This is a genomic window from Micromonospora sp. NPDC003197 (assembly GCF_053590565.1).
The window spans coordinates 48,228-67,382 of the sequence record NZ_JBSFTE010000033.1; the positions used below are offsets into that span (position 1 = coordinate 48,228).

A 19,155-nucleotide genomic window follows, 5' to 3' on the forward strand; every position below is an offset into this window, starting at 1 on the left:
GCTGTCCCGGCCTGGACCTTCCGGGCCGCCTGATTCGAACCTGTTGGGTCGAACGAGGAGGAACACATGACCGAGATCCGGTCAGCGCCGCAGCCGAAACGGGACGCGTCGATCTTGCGGGGCATCCGTCCGGCCCGGGCCACAGGTGTCGTACGCACGGTGGTGCCGCCCCTGCTCGGACTGGTGGTAACCATCGGGGTCTGGTGGCTGATCACCGAGGTCGAACTCGTCCACCCGATGGCGCTGCCGCCACCCCAGGATGTCCTGTCCGCCTTCACCACGTCCGCTGACCGCCTGATCGAGCAGACCAGCCTGACCGCCATGGAGACGCTGATCGGCTTCGGCCTTTCCACCGTGGCCGGAGTGCTGATCGGGCTGTTGCTGGCCGGCTCCCAGTTCGCGTCCCGAATGTTCTCGCCGCTGCTGGTGGCGGTCAACTCGGTACCGAAGATCGCCCTTGCGCCTCTGCTGGTGGTCACCCTCGGGTGGGGGCAGCCGTCCATCCTGACCATGGTCTTCCTGCTTTGCTTCTTTCCGATCGTCCTGGCCACCTCCACCGGGCTGACCACGACCCCGGCGGAGTTGGCCGAACTGGCACGGTCGTTGGACGCCTCCTGGTGGCAGGCGTTCCGCAAAATACGGTTGCCGGCCGCCCTTCCGCAGATCTTCGTCGGGCTGAAGGTGGCCATGCCACTGGCGGCCATCGGCGCGGTGATGGGTGAATTCCAGGCGGGTGAGGGGGGCCTGGGCTACGAGATCGTCCAGTCCCTCGGCGTCGGAGACAGCGCGACCGCCTGGGCAGCCATTTTGCTGATCGCGCTTTTCAGCATCCTGCTCTTCGCCGTACTGACGGTCGTCGAGCGGCTCGCGCTGCCCTGGGTACGGGCGACCACCTCTGCTCGCTGACCGAGGAACGTCATCGAGCGGCTGCAGCGAGAGGCCGGCCACAGTGTCGCAGCCGGCCACAGCGCGCAGCCGGTCACGGCGAGAAACGGCTACGGTGCGAAACGGCTACGGCGAGAAACGGCTACGAGCCGGCCCGGGTGGGCCGACTCGTAGCCGTCGTGTCGAGCCGGATCAACCGGCCAACCGCCACCGGCCACCCCGCGCTACCAGCGTGGTCAGCGCCTGGGGCATAAGCCCGGAGTGGTTGTCCGGGGTCATCCGAATCGGCCCGGACAGCCCTTCCAACTGGGAGGTCTCCAGGACGTCACGGATCGCGTCCCGGTTGAGAGCACCGTCCGTACCCTTGGCCTTCAGCACCGCGTCCGCGAGGAGCTGTACGGCGTCGGCGGCAAACGAGGAGGCCCCGTAGTAGCTGCCGAACCGGGCGGTGTAGGACCGGAACCACTGCTTGCGGGCAGCCGTGGCCGGCGTCGTCGCGATCACGTCGTCGATGACCATGGTCTGGGTAAAGACCAGCGTGGCATCTTTGGCCGCAGTCGCCGCGGTGCCGCCGCCGAGGAACAGGTCGCCCGCAGCCGACGCATCGAAGTAGAGCTGCCCGTCGAACGAGGTGGCCGCGACCGCTTCGGCAGCGAGTAGGGCCTGCTCAGCGGGGGTCCAGAGGACCATCGCGTCGATGTTGGAGCCGGTCAGGCTGCTGACAGCCTGCTTGAGTTCGGTGTCGGCGGGCTTGATTTCCTGGGACCGGCGCAGCGAGATGTCCACCTTCTCCAACTCGCTCTTCAGGAGCGTGGCACCCTCTTTTCCGTAGTCGTCGTCGGTGTGCAGTAGCGAGACCCGCTTGACGTTCTTGCGCTTGAGTTCGGTGGCTAACGCGGTAGCGGTGTCGATGGCGTTTGGCGCGAGTTTGAACATGTATCGGCGCTCGGCCACCGGACTGCTGATCTTGCTCGCCGGAGCAAGCGCGATCGTTGGGACCTTCTTGTCGTTGACGGTGCCGGCCGCGCCGACGGCGCATTCGTTGCAACCGCCCATGACGATGGCGCTCACCGTCGAGTCATTGGTGAAGTCACCGATGTTGCGCAGAGACTCCGCCGGATCGGATCGATTGTCCTTGACGATCAGTCGAATTTTCCGGGCGCCGAGCGCGCCGGAATCATTGAGCTGCTCGACCTTGAGATCCAGTGCCCGCTGGTAGGCCTTGCCAGCCGGTGCCGAGGCACCAGATAGTTCCAGGTCGGCTGCGATGACGATCTCACTGGTGTCCTGCTGCTCCCGGCTGAACGAACAGCCGGTCATAGTGGTAGCCAATAGGGCTGACGCGAACACCATGAGTGTCGCGGAGCGGATGGGCCTCAACTCAGTCCTCCATGTGCGCGGCGCGGGTTGATCTACCCGGTCACCGCCGACGGATCCGTCCTCATTGGATGAACGGGGGTAACGTGCCGTACGGTGTGCGCGAAGCCTTCAAACCTGCAAAACCTTGCCAATGGCGGGCGCTCGGGTCAAGCGGGGGCCCGCACGCGGTTCGGGACGGAGTTCCCACATATTGGCAGGACGAGATGTTTGCAAATCTTAACTTTCCAGCTGCAAACCGCCACTCTGGGCTATCCCGCCTGATCAGAGACTTGTGAGAATGAAGGTACTCGTTGAGTAGAACAGTGGTTGCGTGGCGTGTGACCGTTTTCAGGTCTCCTGCGACTTCCCAAACCGGCCACGTTCTGGTGAAATCGCGGCCGTGCCGCGTGCGGCCCTGTCCGCTGCACCAGGCACCGGTCGGTAGGTCATGCGTGGAAAGGACGACGGAGGCGATGTCGTGAGCACCGGACCTACGACCCTGCCCGAGAACGCTTCACCGGAGCACGGCGCTCGTCGCCGTTGGTTTCCCCGGCTACGCGATGCCAAGATTCGGTCCAAACTTGCGTTGATCCTTACTGTGCCGCTCGCCACAGTCATCGCGCTCGCCGCGATCCGACTGGTTGATGTGGGACAGGGAGCGCTCGACGCCAACCAGGCCCGGGCGTTGACCGAACTTTCCGCGGACGTCTCCGCGTTGACCCACGACGTGCACAAGGAACGCATGGCCGCAGCCGGCTTCCTTGCTGCCAGGTCCGGCAAGCCGGACGCGTACAACCTGCAGATCCGGAGCACCGACGAGCGGATCAGCGCCTACACCGCGAAGCGGCGCAGCATCGGTGACCTGCCCAGCGCGGTCGACGAACAGCTGCAGCTCATCGACGCGCACCTGACCGCCCTCACCGGCGCCCGCCAGGAGGTGCTGGACCGCAAGCAGATGCCAGTCGCCGAGGTCGTCCTGCGCTACGGCGTGATCCTGACCGACCTCGTCGCGTACAGCGAGTCGCTGAGCCAGCTGCCCGGCACCGACGCCCTCGTCGAAAGCCGGCGGGCGGTAGCCGCCTTCGCCCGCGCCAAGTCGGCCACCGCAGAGGAGCAGGCGGTCACCTTCGCCGCTCTCTCCAGCGGCAGGCTCGACGAGGAGCAGTTCTCCTCGTTCGTGGCGACGCTGACCAGCCAGCAGGAAGCGCTGCTCTCCTTCTCGCTCGCCGCGTCCCCGCAGCAGCAGGCACTGGTGAACAACACCGTCACCGGTGACGCCGTCGTGCTCGCCGACCGGGTGTCCTCGAACGTGACCCGGTCCGTCGGGCAGGCCCTCCAGGTCAGCGCCACCGACGCGGCGAACGCAATCGGCGCGGTCAACGACCTGATGCGCTGGGCCGAGATCCAGCTGGAGGCGCAGCTGTTCGCCCAGACCGATGAGGTCCGGTCGTCCGTCATCCAGCAGGCGATCACCGAGGGTCTCCTGGTACTGCTCGTTCTCGCCATCGCCATCGCGCTGGCCGTGATCCTGGCCCGGTCGCTCAACGACTCGCTGCGTCGGCTGCGGGAGGGTGCGCTCTCCGTGGCCAACCACGACCTGCCCGAGGCGGTCGCCCGGCTGCGCGACGTCGGCAATGTCGGCGACGGCGGCGTCGAGGAGATCGTGCGCCAGGTCCGGGACCCGATCCGGCTCTCCAACAAGGACGAGATCGGCCAGGTCGCGGCGGCCTTCAACGTCGTACACAAGGAGGCTGTCCGGGTCGCGGCCGAGCAGGCCGCACTGCGGACCAGCGTCTCGGCGATGTTCCTCAACCTGGCCCGCCGAAGCCAGGCGCTGGTCGACCGGATGATCGGTGAGCTCGACATGATCGAGCGTGGTGAGGAGGACCCGAAGCGGCTCGCCCAGCTCTTCGAGTTGGACCACCTCGCCACCCGAATGCGCCGCAACGACGAGAACCTGCTGGTGCTGGCGGGCGCCGACTCCACGGTGCCGCGTCGCGACGACGCCCTCCTCGTGGACGTACTGCGTGCCTCGCAGTCCGAGGTGGAGCTCTACAACCGGATCGAGTTCGGCACGGTCGACACCGACATCTCGGTCGCCGCGCACGCCGTCAACGACGTCGTACGTCTGGTCGCCGAACTGCTCGACAACGCCACCCGGTTCTCGGCACCGAACACGGCCGTGGTGGCCGATGCTCGGCGGATCCGGGACTACGTGCTGATCCAGGTCGAAGACCGGGGACTCGGACTTCGGGACGATCAACTGGAGGCCCTCAACCGGCGGTTGGCTGCTCCGCCCACCGTCGACGTGGCTGCCTTCCGACTCATGGGTCTGGCCGTGGTCAGCCGGCTGGCCTCCCGGCACAACATCCGGGTGGAGCTACGCCGCAACATCGAAGGCGGTACGGTCGCCCAGGTCACCCTGCCCGCTGGCGCGGTCGTCCTGCCCAAGCCGCAGGGACGTGAACTGATCAGCCGGCCTCGGCAGCCGCTGGCTGTGGAGCCGGGGCCGGCCGCAGGAGCACCGAGTGCCGGGGCGCCGGCCGCGCCGAACTGGTCCGACGCGCCTATGGGCGGGCGTACCGCTTCGGCGACGCTGTCGGACAACTGGCGGGACTCGTCGCCGCAGCAGTGGCAGACCACGAGTGACCAGCGGAACACCGCGTTCCAGGTCAACACGTCTGGGCAGACCAACAGCCAACCCATCGTGGGCTCGTTGCAGACGCCGCCCCCAGCCGTACAGACCCCGCCGCCAGCCGCCCCGCCGCAGTCGGCCGATTCCGGCTTCGGTACGCCGACCATGGCGTACCCGACTCTGCGGCCGCTGCCGCAACGGGCCGGCACCGACCGGCCAATGCAGTCTGCGGCACCCTCGGCCGGGCCGGTAGCGGGGATGACCGCTACCCCGCCGGTGATGCCCGCAACGGTGGCCCCGGCTCCGCCGGCGGTCCCGACCCCACCGGCCAGTGGTGCTACTCCGCGTCCGGAGGAGTCCGGCGATTCGCCCATCTTCCGGGAGATGGAGACGGCCTGGTTCCGGTCGCACGGGCAGGACGCGACTCAGATCTTCACGATGCCGCCGATCGACGACGGCCCCCCGCCAGCGACGGCCACGACCGCGCCGCCGGCTCCGGCCCGGCGTCCGCTGCCGTCCCGGACGCCGGGGGAGAGCGCGCCGCCCCCGTACACGCCACCGGCCACCCCGGCTCCGGCCCCCTCGGCCGGTGCGAACACGACGACCGGGACGATCCCGGCCACGCCGGCCGCGCCGCCGCCCGGCCGGGGCGACAGCGCGTGGCGTACGGCAGCGGACGAGGGTTGGGCCCGAGCCACCCAGGCCGCCGAGCCGGCCGCCGCCGGCACCACCCGATCCGGTCTGCCCAAGCGGGTGCCCCAGGCGCAGCTGGTGCCTGGTGGAGTCGCTGAGAAGCCCCGGGAGCGGGCCCGGCGGACGCCGGATGAAGTACGCGGTCTCTTGTCGGCCTACCACCGTGGCGTCCAGCGCGGCCGGTCGGTCACCGGGGACCCGAACGGCACCTCAACCAAGGAGACGAGCGAATGAACAGGCCAGCGGCGATGCAGGACATGGGTTGGCTGCTCACCAACTTCGCCGACAGCGTGGCGGGGATCGCCCACGTGGTGGCGGTCTCGGCTGATGGGTTGCTCCTCGCCTCCTCGCGGGACTTGCCGGGGGACCGGGCCGACCAACTCGCGGCGATCACCTCGGGCGTGGTGAGCCTGACCGATGGCGCATCCCGTATGTTCAATGCCGGCGGTGTGCTGCAGACCGTCATCGAGATGGACAGTGGCTATCTCTTCCTGATGTCCATCAGCGACGGTTCCTCCATGGCGGTACTGGCCGCGCGCAGTTGCGATGTCGGTCAGGTGGGTTACGAGATGGCGTTGCTGGTCGAGCGGGTGGGTGCGGCACTCGTACCGTTGCCCCGCGACGCCGTTGTTCGGTAGTAGTACCTGTGCGACCGGGATTGACGCTGGTGAAGCCGTGACTCGACCGGAAGGAGGGGCCCGTAAATGGACAGACGCCGCGAGGATCCACGGGGTGCATTGGTCCGACCGTACGCGGTCACCCGTGGCCGTACCGAACCGCGCCAGGACATCGCCATCGAGGCGGTGCTGACGGCGAGTCCGGCAGCGGTGATGGAGTCCCGGTTTGCCGGGCACGACAAGCATCGCATCGCCACGGTCTGTGAGGGCCGGGCGCAGTCACTGGCGGAGATCGCCGCGTACACCCGGCTCCCCCTGGGAGTCGCCCGGGTGCTGGTCGCCGACATGGTGGCCGACAGCCTGCTGACGCTGCACAGTGCCGCTCCCGCTGAGGCGTACGAGGAGCGGATGGAACTGCTTGAGAGGGTGCTAAGTGGACTTCGCAGGCTATGACCCAGCCGGGTCGCGCCGCGGCGGAGGGATCACCTCCGCGAAGATCGTCGTTGCGGGTGGATTCGGTGTAGGCAAGACAACACTGGTCGGTGCGGTCTCGGAGATCACTCCGCTGACCACCGAGGCGGTCATGACGGCCGCCGGTGTGGGTATCGACGATCCGTCGAAGGTGCCGGGGAAGCAGACCACCACGGTGGCGATGGACTTCGGCCGGATCACCATGGCCCAGGATCTGATCCTCTATCTGTTCGGTACCCCCGGTCAGACCCGGTTCTGGTTCATGTGGGACGAGATCATCCGGGGTGCGGTGGGAGCCGCCGTTCTGGTCGACACCCGACGGATCACCGACGCCTTCGCGCCGCTGGACTACTTCGAGAACCGACAACTGCCGTACGTGGTGGCGTTGAACCGTTTCGACGGCGCGCCGCAGTACGAGCCGGAGGAGGTACGGGAGGCGTTGGCCATCGCGCCACACGTCCCGCTCGTCCTGACCGACGCCCGACACCGGGAGTCGGTCAAGCAGGTGCTGGTGAACGTGGTGCAGCACGCGATGGCCACGTTGCAGTCCCAGCACGGCCGGGGCTTCCCGACCCCGGTTGGCTGACCAGCCACGCTCCGTTCGGCCCGCGCCGGCCGGTCGACCTCGTCGTCGACCGGCCGGCGCGGTGCTTCAGTCGATGGCGAGTCGGTAGCCGCGGCGGAGCACCGTCTGCACCATGCCCGGCACCCGGAGCGTCGCCCGGAGCCGGGCTACCGCCATCTCGACCGTGTGTCCGTCTGATCCTCGCGGCAGACTGTGCAGCAGCGCGGCTCGGGTCAGCACCCGGCCGGGCGTACCGGCCAGGGCCCGCAGAACCGTCATCGGCGCGGGGGCCAGCGAATGTGGGGTTCCGTCCAGGACCGCGACATGCCCGCGCAGGGTCAGCCGGTGACCCGCGACCTGGAGGTCGATCACGCGGCGTGGCAGCTCCGCGGCGATGGCCCGGACCAGGGCGCCAAGTCGGGCCTGGCCGGGCACCAGCACCGGTACCCGGTGTCGATGCAGCGGCGCGGCGACGAGCGGACCGACGCAGGCGGCCAGTACGTCGGTGCGTAGGGCCGCCAGTACCGCCTCGACGTCCGGCCCAGCGGCGTGCAGCAGGCTGTCAATGGCGGGGGTGGCGGTGAACGTGATCGCGTCCACCAGCCGGTTGGTCACCAGGAACACCAGCCGGCGCAGGGGAGCCAGGTCGGCCGGGGTGGACCACCGGTAGCCGGGTCCCCCGGCGGCCAGGGGGACGAGCCGGAGCGCCGGAGTGGCCACCACGCGGGCCCCCTGACGTTCGAGCAGGGCGGCGAGTTCGTCCCGCCGACGATCGATGGTCACCGCCACCGTGAAGCCGGCCAGCTCGCCCGTCATCGGCGCTCCCGGTCACGGGGAAGCTGGTCCGTTCGGGATGGGGCCCGTTGGCTCCCCGTGGCGGTACCCGTACGGTCTGCCATCCCGGAAGCGTCCCGGCGTCGGGTTTCCGGCGTAGGTCCCAATTGTTTCGAGCCGGCTAAGACCCGCTGTTCCGACCGTCAGCATACGTCCGACAGGATGACCGACGGTCATACCCGGGGTAAGCTGGTCGATATGACTGCCAAGGTGACCCTGTCGTTCTCCGAGGAAACGATCGAGGAAGCCAGACGCTTCGCCCAGCGGGACGGGATGTCGCTCTCCGCCTGGATCAACCAGGCCGCGCGGGAAAAGGCGCTCCGCGAGGTCTTCGCCGCGCACGCCGCCGCGGTCCGGCAGGCCGGCTTCGACCTGGAAGCCACCGCCCTCGCCGACGAACGCGAAGCGGAAATGGTCGACGATGCCATGTTCGGCGGGGGCGCGCGTGCTGCGTAGAGGCGAGATCTGGCGCATCGAGGGAGCTCGGGAACGGCTCGGCCTGGTGGTCAGTTCCGACGTCTACAACAGCACCGACGTACCGATCGTGATCGTGGTGGAAGTGGTCGAGGAGGAGTTGCTCCGGGATTCGCCGCTGGCCGTACCGATGGGTGACTACGTGGTGATGCCCGACCGGCTCTCCTCGCCGATGAAGAAGTGGTTTACCGAGTGTGTCGGCGCGGCCGACTCGGACACCATGTTCCGGGTCTCCCGGGCACTACGGATCATTCAGAACCTCTGACCAGGGCCCGCTGCCGATCGTTGTCGACCAGCCATCCCCTAATGGGGCAGCCATCCCCGCCCTGAGGAAAGTCAGGGGTGGCCCCCGACCTTCGGAAGCCGAAGAATTCTCGCGAACTCCGTAGCCTCTAGCCATGCTCACTGTAGAAGCCGGGCTGAGTACGGCAGAGGTGGCCGAACGGGTCGCCACTGGCCGGGTCAATGATGTCCCGGTCCGCTCTGGACGGAGCGTCACGGAGATTATCCGGGCCAATCTGTTCACCCGGATCAACGCCATCATGGGTGTGCTCTTCGTACTCATCCTCACGGTCGCACCGATCCAGGACGCGCTCTTCGGCGGTGTGATCATCGCCAACACGCTGATCGGCGTGGTGCAGGAGTTACGCGCCAAACGCACGCTGGACCGGCTGGCGATCGTCGGCGCCGCCCGCCCGGTGGTACGCCGGGACGGCAGGTCGGCCGAGGTGGCCGCAGCGGACATCGTCCTCGACGATCTCATCGAACTCGGACCGGGCGACCAGATCGTGGTCGACGGGGTGGTCACCGAGGCGACGCAGCTGGAGGTGGACGAGTCCCTGCTCACCGGAGAAGCCGATCCGGTACGGAAGGAACCAGGCGATCAGGTGCTCTCCGGCAGCTTCGTGGTGGCCGGCACCGGTGCCTGCACCGCCACCCGGGTCGGTCGCGCCGCGTACGCCGCCCGGCTGGCTGAGGAGGCCAGCCGGTTCACCCTGGTCAACTCCCAGCTGCGCAGTGGCCTGGACACCATCCTGCGGTTCGTCACCTGGTTGATCATCCCAGCCGGCCTTGCCCTGATCGCCAGCCAGTGGCTGGTCAACCGGGACGACCTGCCGGAGGCGATCCGCCGGATGGTCGCCGGCCTGGTGCCGATGGTGCCCGAGGGACTGGTCCTGCTCACCTCGATGGCCTTCGCGGTGGGGGTGATCCGGCTCGGCCAGCGCCGCTGCCTGGTGCAGGAACTGCCGGCCATCGAAGGGTTGGCCCGGGTCGACGTGGTCTGCCTGGACAAGACCGGCACGTTGACCGACGCCGAGATGCAGATCGCCGAGGTCCGGCGCCTCGACCCGGCGGCGCCGGTGGCCGAGGTGTTGGGCATGCTCGGCGCGGCCGACGAGCGCCCCAACCCGAGCCTGCGGGCCATCATCGAGGCGCACCCCGCGCCAGCGGGCTGGACGGTCCAGGAACGGATGCCCTTCTCCTCGGCCCGGAAGTGGAGCGGAGCCATCCTCACGGATCCGACCGGGGCCAGCACCACCTGGCGGCTCGGTGCCCCCGACGTCCTGCTGCCGACCGGCCATCCGGTGCTCGCCGAGGTCGACGAGTACGGCGTACGAGGACTCCGGGTGCTGCTGTTGGTCCAGCAGCGGGACGAGGCGTCCGGGGTGCCGGTGGCCCTGGTGGTGCTCGCCCAGCGACTGCGGGCCGAGGCGCCGGACACGTTGCGATACTTCGCCGAGCAGGGCGTCGCGGTGAAGGTGATCTCCGGCGACAACGCTCGCTCGGTGGGCGCGGTCGCCCGGAGCCTCGGACTGCCCGGCGGGGACCACCCGGTGGACGCCCGCAGCCTGCCCACCGACCCGGCGGCGCTCGCCGATCTCGCCGAGGCGAACACCGTCTTCGGGCGGGTGGGACCGCAGCAGAAACGGGAACTGGTGACCGCCCTCCAGGCCCGGGGACACACCGTGGCGATGACCGGGGACGGGGTCAACGACGTACTCGCGCTCAAGGATGCGGACATCGGGGTGGCGATGGGGTCGGGGAGCCCGGCCAGTCGGGCGGTCGCGCAGATCGTCCTGCTGGACGACAGCTTCGCCGCGCTGCCCGCCGTGGTGGCCGAGGGCCGCCGGGTGATCGGCAACATCGAGCGGGTCGCCAACCTGTTTCTCACCAAGACCGTCTACTCGGTGCTGTTGGCGATCATGGTGGTGGTCAGTCAGGTGCCGTACCCGTTCCTGCCCCGGCACCTCACGCTGGTCTCGTCGCTGACCATCGGTATTCCGGCGTTCTTCCTGGCCCTCGCACCCGGTGCCGAGCGCGCCCGCAGCGGCTTCGTCGGGCGGGTGGTGCGCTTCGCTGTGCCGGCCGGGGCGGTGGCGGCGGTGGCGACGATCACGTCGTACCTGTATGCCCGGCAGGTCTACGGCGGGAACCTGGCCGCCGAGACCTCGGTCGCCACGCTCACCCTCTTCCTGGTCGGGCTCTGGGCGGTGGCGGTCATCGCCCGGCCGTACACCTGGTGGCGGGTCCTGCTTCTGTTCGGCCTGGGGGCGGCCTTCGCGACGGTGCTGGCCGTGCCGTACCTCCAGGAGTTCTTTCAGTTGGAGTTGGTCGGTGGCCGAGCGCCCGGGGTCGGGCTGGGGATCGCGGTGATCGCTGGGTTGCTGCTGGAGGTCGTCTGGCTACTGCTCGGTCGCCGGGCCCGCCGGCTTCCTCAGGGGCCTGCCCGGCTTCCTCAGGGGCCTGCCCGGCCTCCCCAGGAGGCCGATCGGGTACGCCCTACCGAGGCCGACCGGGTACGTCCGGAGGAAGATCAGGTTGGGGCGCTATCATCAGTACGGCCTGATCATAATGAGCCGGTCATCTGACCGGCCCCGTTTTGACCCCACGACCGGCGAGCGAGTATCGTTGCCTGCTGTTGTGCTACAGCCGACGGCGTGCCCCACCAGGTACGCTTGGTCGTTCGTGCGCCCCTTATGATCGGCGCCCGACCCCAGACCGCCGACGAGACAAGGTAGACCTGTGCGTACGTACAGCCCGAAGCCGGGTGAGATCGAGCGTCAGTGGCACGTCATCGACGCCTCTGATGTCGTGCTGGGCCGCCTGGCCACCCACGCCGCCACGTTGCTTCGTGGTAAGCACAAGCCGACTTTCGCGCCGCACGTCGACACGGGTGACTTCGTGGTCATCGTGAACGCGGGCAAGGTTGCGCTGACCGGCAACAAGCGGCACACCAAGATCGCCTACCGCCACTCCGGATACCCGGGTGGTCTGAAGCAGGTCGGCTACGACGAGCTGCTGACCAAGCGTCCCGAGCGGGCCATCGAGCTGGCCGTCAAGGGCATGCTCCCCCACAACAAGCTCGGACGTCAGCTGATCAAGAAGCTGAAGGTCTACGCCGGTGCCGAGCACCCGCATAGCGCGCAGCAGCCGGTGCCGTTCGAGATCAAGCAGATCGCGCAGTGAGCGCGGACGAAGGAAGCAGCATGACCGAGACCACTGCGCTCACCGTTGACGACTACCCCCAGGCTGCGGACGCGCCCATCCCGCGTGCCCCGCGTGGTGACCGCCCGATCCAGACCGTCGGCCGCCGCAAGGAGGCCATCGTCCGGGTGCGGATCGTCCCTGGTTCCGGCAAGATCACCTGCAACGGTCGTGAGCTGGAGGCGTACTTCCCCAGCAAGGTCCACCAGCAGCTGATCAAGGACCCGCTGGTGACCGCGGAGAAGGCCGAGGCATTCGACGTCATCGCCAACCTGCGCGGCGGCGGCATCACCGGCCAGGCCGGTGCGCTGCGGCTCGCCATCGCTCGCGCACTCTGCGCGAACGACCTCGACGACCGCCCGGCGCTGAAGAAGGCCGGCTTCCTCACCCGGGACGCTCGGGTCAAGGAAAGCAAGAAGTACGGCCTCAAGAAGGCCCGCAAGGCCCCGCAGTACTCGAAGCGTTGATCGACAGCTTCACCTTGTACGTCTGCGACAGCTTCACCTTGTTCGTCTGACAGACGGCCGGGTCCGCCTCCCCCTCAAGCGGTGGCGGTCCCGGCCGTTTGCTTTCCTCGTCGGCGGCCTTTCCGGAGGTATCACGCGCATGGGTCGGTTGTTCGGTACTGATGGCGTACGGGGACGGGCTAATGCCGACCTGACCCCCGAGCTGGCTATGGCCGTCGCGGTAGCGGCGGCGCACACCCTCGCCGAGTCCGATCGCAGCCACCCACCGTTGGCCGTGGTGGGCCGGGACACCCGGGCCAGCGGCGAGATGCTCGAATCCGCCGTGGTGGCCGGCCTGGCCAGCGCCGGGGCGAACGTGTTGCGGGTAGGCGTGCTGCCCACCCCGGCGGTCGCCTATCTGGTGGGTGAGGTCAAGGCCGATCTCGGGGTGATGCTCTCCGCCTCGCACAACCCGATGCCGGACAACGGAATCAAGCTCTTCGCCGCCGGGGGACACAAGCTTCCCGACGACGTGGAGCTACAGATCGAAGCGGCGATCGAGGCCAACGCCGCCGCCACCTGGCATCGGCCCACCGGTGCCGGGATCGGTCGGGTGCACGACCTGCTCGACGGAGCCGACCACTACGTGCAGCACCTCGTGAGCACCGTCCCGCACCGGCTCGACGGGTTGAAGGTAGTCGTCGACTGCGCCCACGGTGCCGCCTCGGAGGTAGCCCCGGTTGCGTACGAGGAGGCCGGTGCCGAGGTCATCGCCATCCATGCCGAGCCGGACGGGCTCAACATCAACGACGACTGCGGGTCGAATCACCTGGACGCCCTGCAGGCCGCCGTGGTCGAGCACGGTGCACACCTCGGCATCGCCCACGACGGCGACGCCGACCGGTGCGTGGCGGTGACGGCCGACGGCAACGAGGTCGACGGGGACCAGATCCTGGCCATTCTCGCCCTGGGCATGCGGGAGGCCGGCACCCTGACCCAGGACACGCTGGTGGCCACCGTGATGAGCAACCTGGGCTTGCGGCTCGCGATGGCCGAGGCCGGCATCCGGCTGGTCGAGACCAAGGTCGGTGACCGGTACGTGCTGGAGGAGCTGCGGGCGTCCGGGCTGGCGCTCGGCGGCGAGCAGAGCGGGCACATCGTCCTACCGGAGTACGCCACCACCGGCGACGGGGTGCTGACCGGCCTGCAACTGATGTCGCGGATGGCGGCGACCGGCCGATCGCTGGCGGACCTCGCCGCTGTGGTCACGAAGCTGCCGCAGGTACTGATCAACGTGCCGGTCGGTGACCGGACCATCGGCGCTGGCGCTCCGGCGGTGCTCGCCGCAACCGCCGAGGCCGAGGCGGAGCTGGGCGAGACCGGACGGGTGCTGCTGCGCCCGTCGGGCACCGAGCCGCTGGTGCGGGTGATGGTCGAGGCGGCCACGCTGGAGTTCGCCCAGACGGTGGCGGAGCGGATCGCCGACGAGGTACGTCGGGCCAGCCCGCCCTCGGTATAGCGAGCCAGCTCGCCCTCGGCACAGTGGGCGAGCTGGCCGCGTTGGCCTATCGCTGACCGGGCTGTGCCGGCTGTCGCCGACTGGCCAGCCAGAGACGGTGCCCGAACAGCAGGGCGTACGCGCCGAGGACCGCGCCGAGGATGAGCGCTGCCGATCCGCCGGTGCCGCGTACGACGATGTCGGCAATGACCCCGGCCAGGGCGGCGCACACGATCAGGGAGACGTGGTTGGAGGCCCAGAAGACGACTGGGGTCATCCGCTCCGGGATGACGTCCCGCATCGCGCCCTGGCGGAGTTGACGTACCAGCCAGACCGACAGGGCAGCGGTGGCGATCATCGGGGCCCACACCAGCCACGGCACCCAGCCGACCACGGCGAAGAGGGTGAGCAGCAGGTACGCGACCACCTGGGCGGCGACGATGACCTGGATCGCGCGGTGGTAGCCGATGATCACGGGGATGGTGCGTTTCCCCACCGACTCGTCGGAAACCCGGTCGCCCAGATTCATGATCATCATCCGGACGACCTGGAGCAGTGCGGTCGGTGCCAGGATCGCCAGCAGCATCAGCGGCAACGTGTCCGCCTGGAGCAGCGCGGCGACCACCGGCCACAGGCCGTTGAGGATGGCCGCCACCGTGAGTTCGCCCAGTCCTCGATAGTTGAAGCGCAGCGGCGGAGCCGTATAGAACCAGGCCAGTGCCAGGGTGATGGCACCCAGTACCCGGGCTGAGGTGGTCGGCATCGCCGCCACCAGCAACATGCCACCGGCCCAGAGGAGAAAGGAGGTGCCCAGCGAGACCACCGGTGCGACCAATCCATCCACCAGCGCGCGGCTGCCGCCGGTCCACGGCGTGTGGTAGACGTTCGCCCGGTCGGCCTCCAGATCGAAGTACTCGTTGCAGTAGTGCGTCATCAGGTGGACGACCCAGGCGAAGACCTGAGCGACGACGTACCACCTGACATCCAGCGGATGTCCCATGTGTACGGTCACCGCGACGCCGAGCCCTACCGGAAGCACGTTGTAGAGCAGAAACTTCAGCCGGGCCAGCCGAATGAAGCCGCTGAGGTGGAACTTCTGGGCGGTGCTGGCCGTGCTCGTTCCAATGACTGTCATGTGTCTAGCCACCCCCGTGGTTGATCCGCTGGTCAGAGCCGGTTCGACCGTCAGTGTAGAGCTTTGTCTATATTGCTAGCGTCCGATGGTGGACGGTTGGTAGGAAGCGGGCGGCTATCCGACCGGGGCCGGCAGGAACAGACAGCTATCCGACCGGCCGCATCGTCGTCAGCTGGTTGACCGCATCGTCGAGCACCTCCGGGCGTTTGCAGAAGGCGAAGCGGACCAGGCGTTGCCCGGCGGTCACATCGTCATAGAAGACCTGGGTCGGTACGGCCACGACGCCACACCGTTCGGGCAGGGAACGGCAGAACTCCACCCCGTCGCGTCCGCCGAGCCGGGTGATGTCGGCGGTGATGAAGTAGGTCCCCTCCGGAGTCAGCACATCGAATCCGGCTGCGGTCAGCCCGGCGGAAAGCTGGTCACGGCGGGCCTGCATCCCCGCACGGAATCCGTCGTAGTAGTCGTCTGGCAGGGCCAACGCCACGGCCACCGCAGGCTGTAGGGGTGCCCCGTTGACGAAGGTGAGGAACTGCTTGACCCGGGTCGTCGCGGAGACCAGGGCCGCCGGACCGCTGGCCCAACCAACCTTCCAGCCGGTGCAGGAGAACGTCTTGCCCGCCGACGAGATGCGTAGCGTCCGGTCCCGCATCCCGGGCAGGGTGGCCAACGGGATGTGCACCGTGGCGGCATCGGTGAAGACGAGATGCTCGTAGACCTCGTCGGTGACCGCGTACACGTCGTGTTCCTGGCAGAGTTCGGCGATCAGGCTCAACTCGTCCCGGGTGAAGACCTTCCCGGTCGGGTTGTGCGGTGAGTTCAGCAGCACCAACCGGGTCCGTGGGCCGAACGCGGCACGCAGGGCGGCGGGGTCGAAGGCGTACCGGCCATCGTCGGCTGGCCGCAGCGTGACCGGGCGACGGACCGCACCGGCCAGGGCGATAGAAGCCGCGTACGAGTCGTAGTACGGCTCGAAGCAGACGACCTCGTCGCCCGGCTCGCACAGGGCCAGGATCGCCGCGCTGATTGCCTCGGTCGCGCCAGCGGTGATCAGGATCTCGCCGTTCGGGTCGTACTCCAGCCCCCAGAACCGGCGCTGATGGTCGGCGACCGCCTGGCGGAGGGGAAGAATGCCCGGGCCGGGCGGGTACTGGTTGTGCCCGGCGTGCACCGCCTGCGCTGCGGCGGCCAGCATTTCGGCGGGTCCGTCGGTGTCGGGGAAGCCCTGGCCGAGGTTGACCGCCCCGGTACGGGTGGCCAGCGCCGACATCTCGGCGAAGATCGTCGTACCGAACGGGCGCATCCGGCGAACCAGCGGATCGGTGTCGGTCGGTGTCGTCGTCACCTCGTCAGCCTAGGGCCGAAACAGCCATACGGGGTCTGTCGGTCGCCGTCGATAAGGTCGTACCTCCGCTTCTGCTCATCGAGGCAAGCCAGTCGCCGGAGTGGAGTGCTGGATGGCCCTGCTGCGCAGTTTCGAGGACCACGAATACGGGCCGGAGTACGGCACCCACGCCGTTTGCCTGGAGGTGCACGACAGTCCGCCGGAGCCGGACCCGGCGGACTGGGTGGAGGTGTTGGAGACACCGATGGCCACGGCGGAATGGTCGGACTGGCGATGGTGACCGGTTGCTCGCCTCCCCAGCCACACGGATCGGTAGCGCGGCCCCGGGTGGCCCGGTGTGGGAGGACCCACAACACGTCCTGGTGCCCGCAGAGCGCGCCACTAACGACCTGGGTGTCCCGTTGGTCCGGGTCAACGTCCGTACGGGCGTCGTGACGGTTGTGCCGCTGCCCGAGAAGTCGATCTGTCGCCCCCTCCTGGTGAAACCTGCCCCGACCGGGTGGATTCCGCCCCGCAGTGACCCCGTACCCGCAGTCCCGGTCCTGCCTTGAGCTGCCGCGAGGTGCCCTACCGACCGGGTGTCGGCGGGCTGTGGGGCTAGGTCCGGTTGGTTCCCGGAAGCCCCGTATCAAGCAAACCTGCTGCTTGATTCCCTGGCTTTCGAGCACCCATGGTGAGTGAAACTAGGTTAGGCTCCGGCTATGTGCGGAATCGTGGGCTACGCCGGCAGTCGGCCGGCGTTGGGCATCGTGCTGGACGGACTCCGGCGGCTGGAGTATCGGGGCTACGACTCGGCGGGGGTGGCCGTCGTCTGTGACGACGAGCTGCTGACCGAGAAACGGGCCGGCAAACTGGCCAACCTGGAGAAGGCACTGGCCGAGCGGTCCGACCGGGACGGATCATCGGACGATGGCGGGGCAGCACTGGGCATCGCCGACGGGCTCACCGCGATCGGACACACCCGCTGGGCCACCCACGGCGGCCCCACCGACCGCAACGCCCACCCGCACGTCGCCGAGGACGGCCGGATCGCCGTCATCCACAACGGGATCATTGAGAACTTCGCCAAGCTGCGGGCCGAACTCGAAGCCGACGGGGTGCGGTTCACCAGCGACACCGACACCGAGTGCGCGGCGCACCTGCTCTCCGCCGAACTGACGAAACTCCGTACCGCCGGGGAGTCGGAGGGGCCGCAGCTGCTCGCGGCGGCCATGCGGGCGGTCTGTCAGCGTCTGGAGGGCGCCTTCACCCTGCTCGCCGTCGACGCCAGCCTGCCCGGCACGGTGGTCGGGGCCCGGCGTAACTCCCCGCTGGTGGTGGGGCGGGGCGCCGGCGAGAACTACCTGGCCAGCGACGTCTCGGCGTTCATCGAGCACACCCGGGAGGCGGTCGAGCTGGGGCAGGACCAGGTCGTCCTGATCACCGGCGACACCATCGAGATCACCGACTTCGCCGGCCAGCCCGCGACCGGCAAGGACTTCCACATCGACTGGGACGCCTCGGCCGCCGAGAAGGGTGGCCACGAGTACTTCATGCTCAAGGAGATCGCCGAGCAGCCGCAGGCGATCGCCGACACGCTGCTCGGCCGGCTCACCGACAGCGGCGAGATCATGCTCGACGAGGTACGCCTCAGCGACCAGGACCTGCGCGACGTCGACAAGGTCTTCATCGTCGCCTGCGGCACGGCGTACCACTCCGGACTGGTCGCCAAGTACGCCATCGAGCACTGGACCCGCATCCCGTGCGAGGTCGAGCTGGCCAGCGAGTTCCGTTACCGGGACCCGGTCCTCGACCGGTCCACCCTGGTCGTGGCGATCTCCCAGTCCGGCGAGACGATGGACACCCTGATGGCCCTGCGTCACGCCAAGGCGCAGAAGGCCCGGGTGCTCGCCATCTGCAACACCAACGGCTCCACCATTCCCCGGGAGTCCGACGCCGTCCTCTACACCCACGGCGGGCCGGAGATCGCCGTCGCCTCCACCAAGGCGTTCCTGACCCAGCTGGTGGCCTGCTACCTGATCGGCCTGCACCTGGCCCAGGTGCGCGGCAACCTGTACGCCGACGAGGCCGGTGCGATCGTCGAGCAGCTGCTCAAGACACCCGAAAAGATCCGTGAACTGCTGGCCGGCATCGAGCCGGTTCGCCAACTGGCCCGAGACCTCAAGACCGCGCCGACCGTACTCTTCATCGGCCGGCACGTCGGCTATCCGGTGGCCCTGGAAGGCGCGCTCAAGCTCAAGGAACTGGCCTACATGCACGCCGAGGGGTTCGCGGCCGGCGAACTCAAGCACGGCCCGATCGCCCTGATCGACCAGGGCACCCCGGTGGTCTGCGTGGTGCCCTCACCAGCTGGCCGGGGCATGCTGCACGACAAGATCGTGTCGAACATCCAGGAGGTACGGGCCCGGGGTGCCCGGACCATCGTGATCGCCGAGGAGGGCGACACGGCGGTGCTGCCGTACGCCGATCACGTGATCTACGTGCCGCGCACCCCGACCCTGCTGGCACCGCTGATGACCACCATTCCGTTGCAGGTGTTCGCCTGCGAGATCGCCGCTGCCCGGGGCCACGACGTGGACCAGCCGCGCAACCTCGCGAAGTCCGTCACCGTCGAGTGATGTTAGGAAGGGCCCCTTCCTATCGTTTTCTGTATAGGAAGGGGCCCTTCCTAACGCCGTAGAGGGTGCGCCGCAGAAGGTGCTCACCCGTTTG

The 19,155-nt window shown here is 68.6% G+C and carries 17 protein-coding genes; 13 read left to right on the forward strand and 4 right to left on the reverse strand.

Going from position 1 to position 19,155, the window contains the following annotated elements; genetic code table 11:
* The first annotated feature begins 66 nt into the window (after positions 1-66).
* Positions 67-906 carry an ABC transporter permease gene (locus ACWDV4_RS27040; protein WP_449984209.1) on the forward strand — a complete coding sequence of 280 codons (840 nt, stop codon included), beginning with the start codon at positions 67-69 and terminating at the stop codon, positions 904-906.
* Positions 907-1,077: 171 nt separating this feature from the next.
* Here the strand turns inward: ACWDV4_RS27040 and ACWDV4_RS27045 are convergent, their stop codons facing one another.
* Positions 1,078-2,265, reverse strand: a complete 1,188-nt coding sequence (locus tag ACWDV4_RS27045; protein WP_449984211.1) for an ABC transporter substrate-binding protein — start codon at positions 2,263-2,265, stop codon at positions 1,078-1,080.
* 457 nt (positions 2,266-2,722) lie between these two features.
* Here ACWDV4_RS27045 and ACWDV4_RS27050 point away from each other — a divergent pair, with 457 nt between their 5' ends.
* From ACWDV4_RS27050 to ACWDV4_RS27065, 4 genes are all read left to right on the forward strand, one after another.
* Positions 2,723-5,806, forward strand: coding sequence for a sensor histidine kinase (locus ACWDV4_RS27050; RefSeq protein ID WP_449984214.1), 3,084 nt, complete (start codon positions 2,723-2,725; stop codon positions 5,804-5,806).
* Positions 5,803-6,210: a roadblock/LC7 domain-containing protein gene (locus ACWDV4_RS27055; RefSeq protein ID WP_449984217.1), complete on the forward strand. Its 408-nt coding sequence runs from the start codon at positions 5,803-5,805 to the stop codon at positions 6,208-6,210. The genes ACWDV4_RS27050 and ACWDV4_RS27055 overlap by 4 nt, the downstream gene beginning before the upstream one ends.
* Before the next feature lie 66 nt (positions 6,211-6,276).
* Positions 6,277-6,642 carry a DUF742 domain-containing protein gene (locus ACWDV4_RS27060; protein WP_184534331.1) on the forward strand — a complete coding sequence of 122 codons (366 nt, stop codon included), beginning with the start codon at positions 6,277-6,279 and terminating at the stop codon, positions 6,640-6,642.
* On the forward strand, positions 6,623-7,246 hold the full coding sequence (locus ACWDV4_RS27065; protein WP_449984219.1) for a GTP-binding protein: 624 nt from the start codon (positions 6,623-6,625) through the stop codon (positions 7,244-7,246). The genes ACWDV4_RS27060 and ACWDV4_RS27065 overlap by 20 nt, the downstream gene beginning before the upstream one ends.
* A 66-nt stretch (positions 7,247-7,312) precedes the next feature.
* Here the strand turns inward: ACWDV4_RS27065 and ACWDV4_RS27070 are convergent, their stop codons facing one another.
* The gene (locus ACWDV4_RS27070) at positions 7,313-8,041 is read right to left on the reverse strand and encodes a uroporphyrinogen-III synthase (RefSeq protein ID WP_449984221.1); all 729 of its coding nucleotides are present in this window, start codon (positions 8,039-8,041) and stop codon (positions 7,313-7,315) included.
* Between the two features lie 216 nt (positions 8,042-8,257).
* On the opposite strand from ACWDV4_RS27070, the gene ACWDV4_RS27075 reads away from it, so the two are divergent.
* From ACWDV4_RS27075 to glmM, 6 genes are all read left to right on the forward strand, one after another.
* Positions 8,258-8,515 carry a DUF6364 family protein gene (locus ACWDV4_RS27075; protein WP_449984224.1) on the forward strand — a complete coding sequence of 86 codons (258 nt, stop codon included), beginning with the start codon at positions 8,258-8,260 and terminating at the stop codon, positions 8,513-8,515.
* Complete coding sequence (locus ACWDV4_RS27080; protein WP_449984227.1) at positions 8,481-8,798, forward strand: type II toxin-antitoxin system PemK/MazF family toxin; 318 nt, start codon at positions 8,481-8,483, stop codon at positions 8,796-8,798. The genes ACWDV4_RS27075 and ACWDV4_RS27080 overlap by 35 nt, the downstream gene beginning before the upstream one ends.
* A 133-nt stretch (positions 8,799-8,931) precedes the next feature.
* Positions 8,932-11,403, forward strand: a complete 2,472-nt coding sequence (locus ACWDV4_RS27085; RefSeq protein WP_449984230.1) for an HAD-IC family P-type ATPase — start codon at positions 8,932-8,934, stop codon at positions 11,401-11,403.
* A gap of 154 nt (positions 11,404-11,557) precedes the next feature.
* On the forward strand, positions 11,558-12,001 hold the full coding sequence (gene rplM / locus ACWDV4_RS27090) for a 50S ribosomal protein L13 (protein WP_449984232.1): 444 nt from the start codon (positions 11,558-11,560) through the stop codon (positions 11,999-12,001).
* Between the two features lie 20 nt (positions 12,002-12,021).
* The gene (gene rpsI, locus ACWDV4_RS27095) at positions 12,022-12,486 is read left to right on the forward strand and encodes a 30S ribosomal protein S9 (protein WP_449984234.1); all 465 of its coding nucleotides are present in this window, start codon (positions 12,022-12,024) and stop codon (positions 12,484-12,486) included.
* A 139-nt stretch (positions 12,487-12,625) separates the two neighbouring features.
* Positions 12,626-13,984, forward strand: a complete 1,359-nt coding sequence (glmM, locus tag ACWDV4_RS27100) for a phosphoglucosamine mutase (protein ID WP_449984237.1) — start codon at positions 12,626-12,628, stop codon at positions 13,982-13,984.
* Between the two features lie 46 nt (positions 13,985-14,030).
* Here glmM and ACWDV4_RS27105 read toward each other — a convergent pair whose 3' ends face one another.
* Together ACWDV4_RS27105 and ACWDV4_RS27110 are read right to left on the reverse strand one after the other, a co-directional pair.
* Positions 14,031-15,098: a prenyltransferase gene (locus ACWDV4_RS27105; protein ID WP_449984240.1), complete on the reverse strand. Its 1,068-nt coding sequence runs from the start codon at positions 15,096-15,098 to the stop codon at positions 14,031-14,033.
* A gap of 145 nt (positions 15,099-15,243) precedes the next feature.
* Positions 15,244-16,443 carry a pyridoxal phosphate-dependent aminotransferase gene (locus ACWDV4_RS27110; RefSeq protein ID WP_449984242.1) on the reverse strand — a complete coding sequence of 400 codons (1,200 nt, stop codon included), beginning with the start codon at positions 16,441-16,443 and terminating at the stop codon, positions 15,244-15,246.
* A gap of 112 nt (positions 16,444-16,555) precedes the next feature.
* Between ACWDV4_RS27110 and ACWDV4_RS27115 the strand changes: the two genes are divergently transcribed.
* The gene (locus ACWDV4_RS27115; protein ID WP_449984245.1) at positions 16,556-16,723 is read left to right on the forward strand and encodes a hypothetical protein; all 168 of its coding nucleotides are present in this window, start codon (positions 16,556-16,558) and stop codon (positions 16,721-16,723) included.
* A gap of 421 nt (positions 16,724-17,144) precedes the next feature.
* Positions 17,145-19,061 carry a glutamine--fructose-6-phosphate transaminase (isomerizing) gene (gene glmS, locus ACWDV4_RS27120; protein ID WP_449984247.1) on the forward strand — a complete coding sequence of 639 codons (1,917 nt, stop codon included), beginning with the start codon at positions 17,145-17,147 and terminating at the stop codon, positions 19,059-19,061.
* The last annotated feature ends 94 nt before the right edge of the window (positions 19,062-19,155 follow it).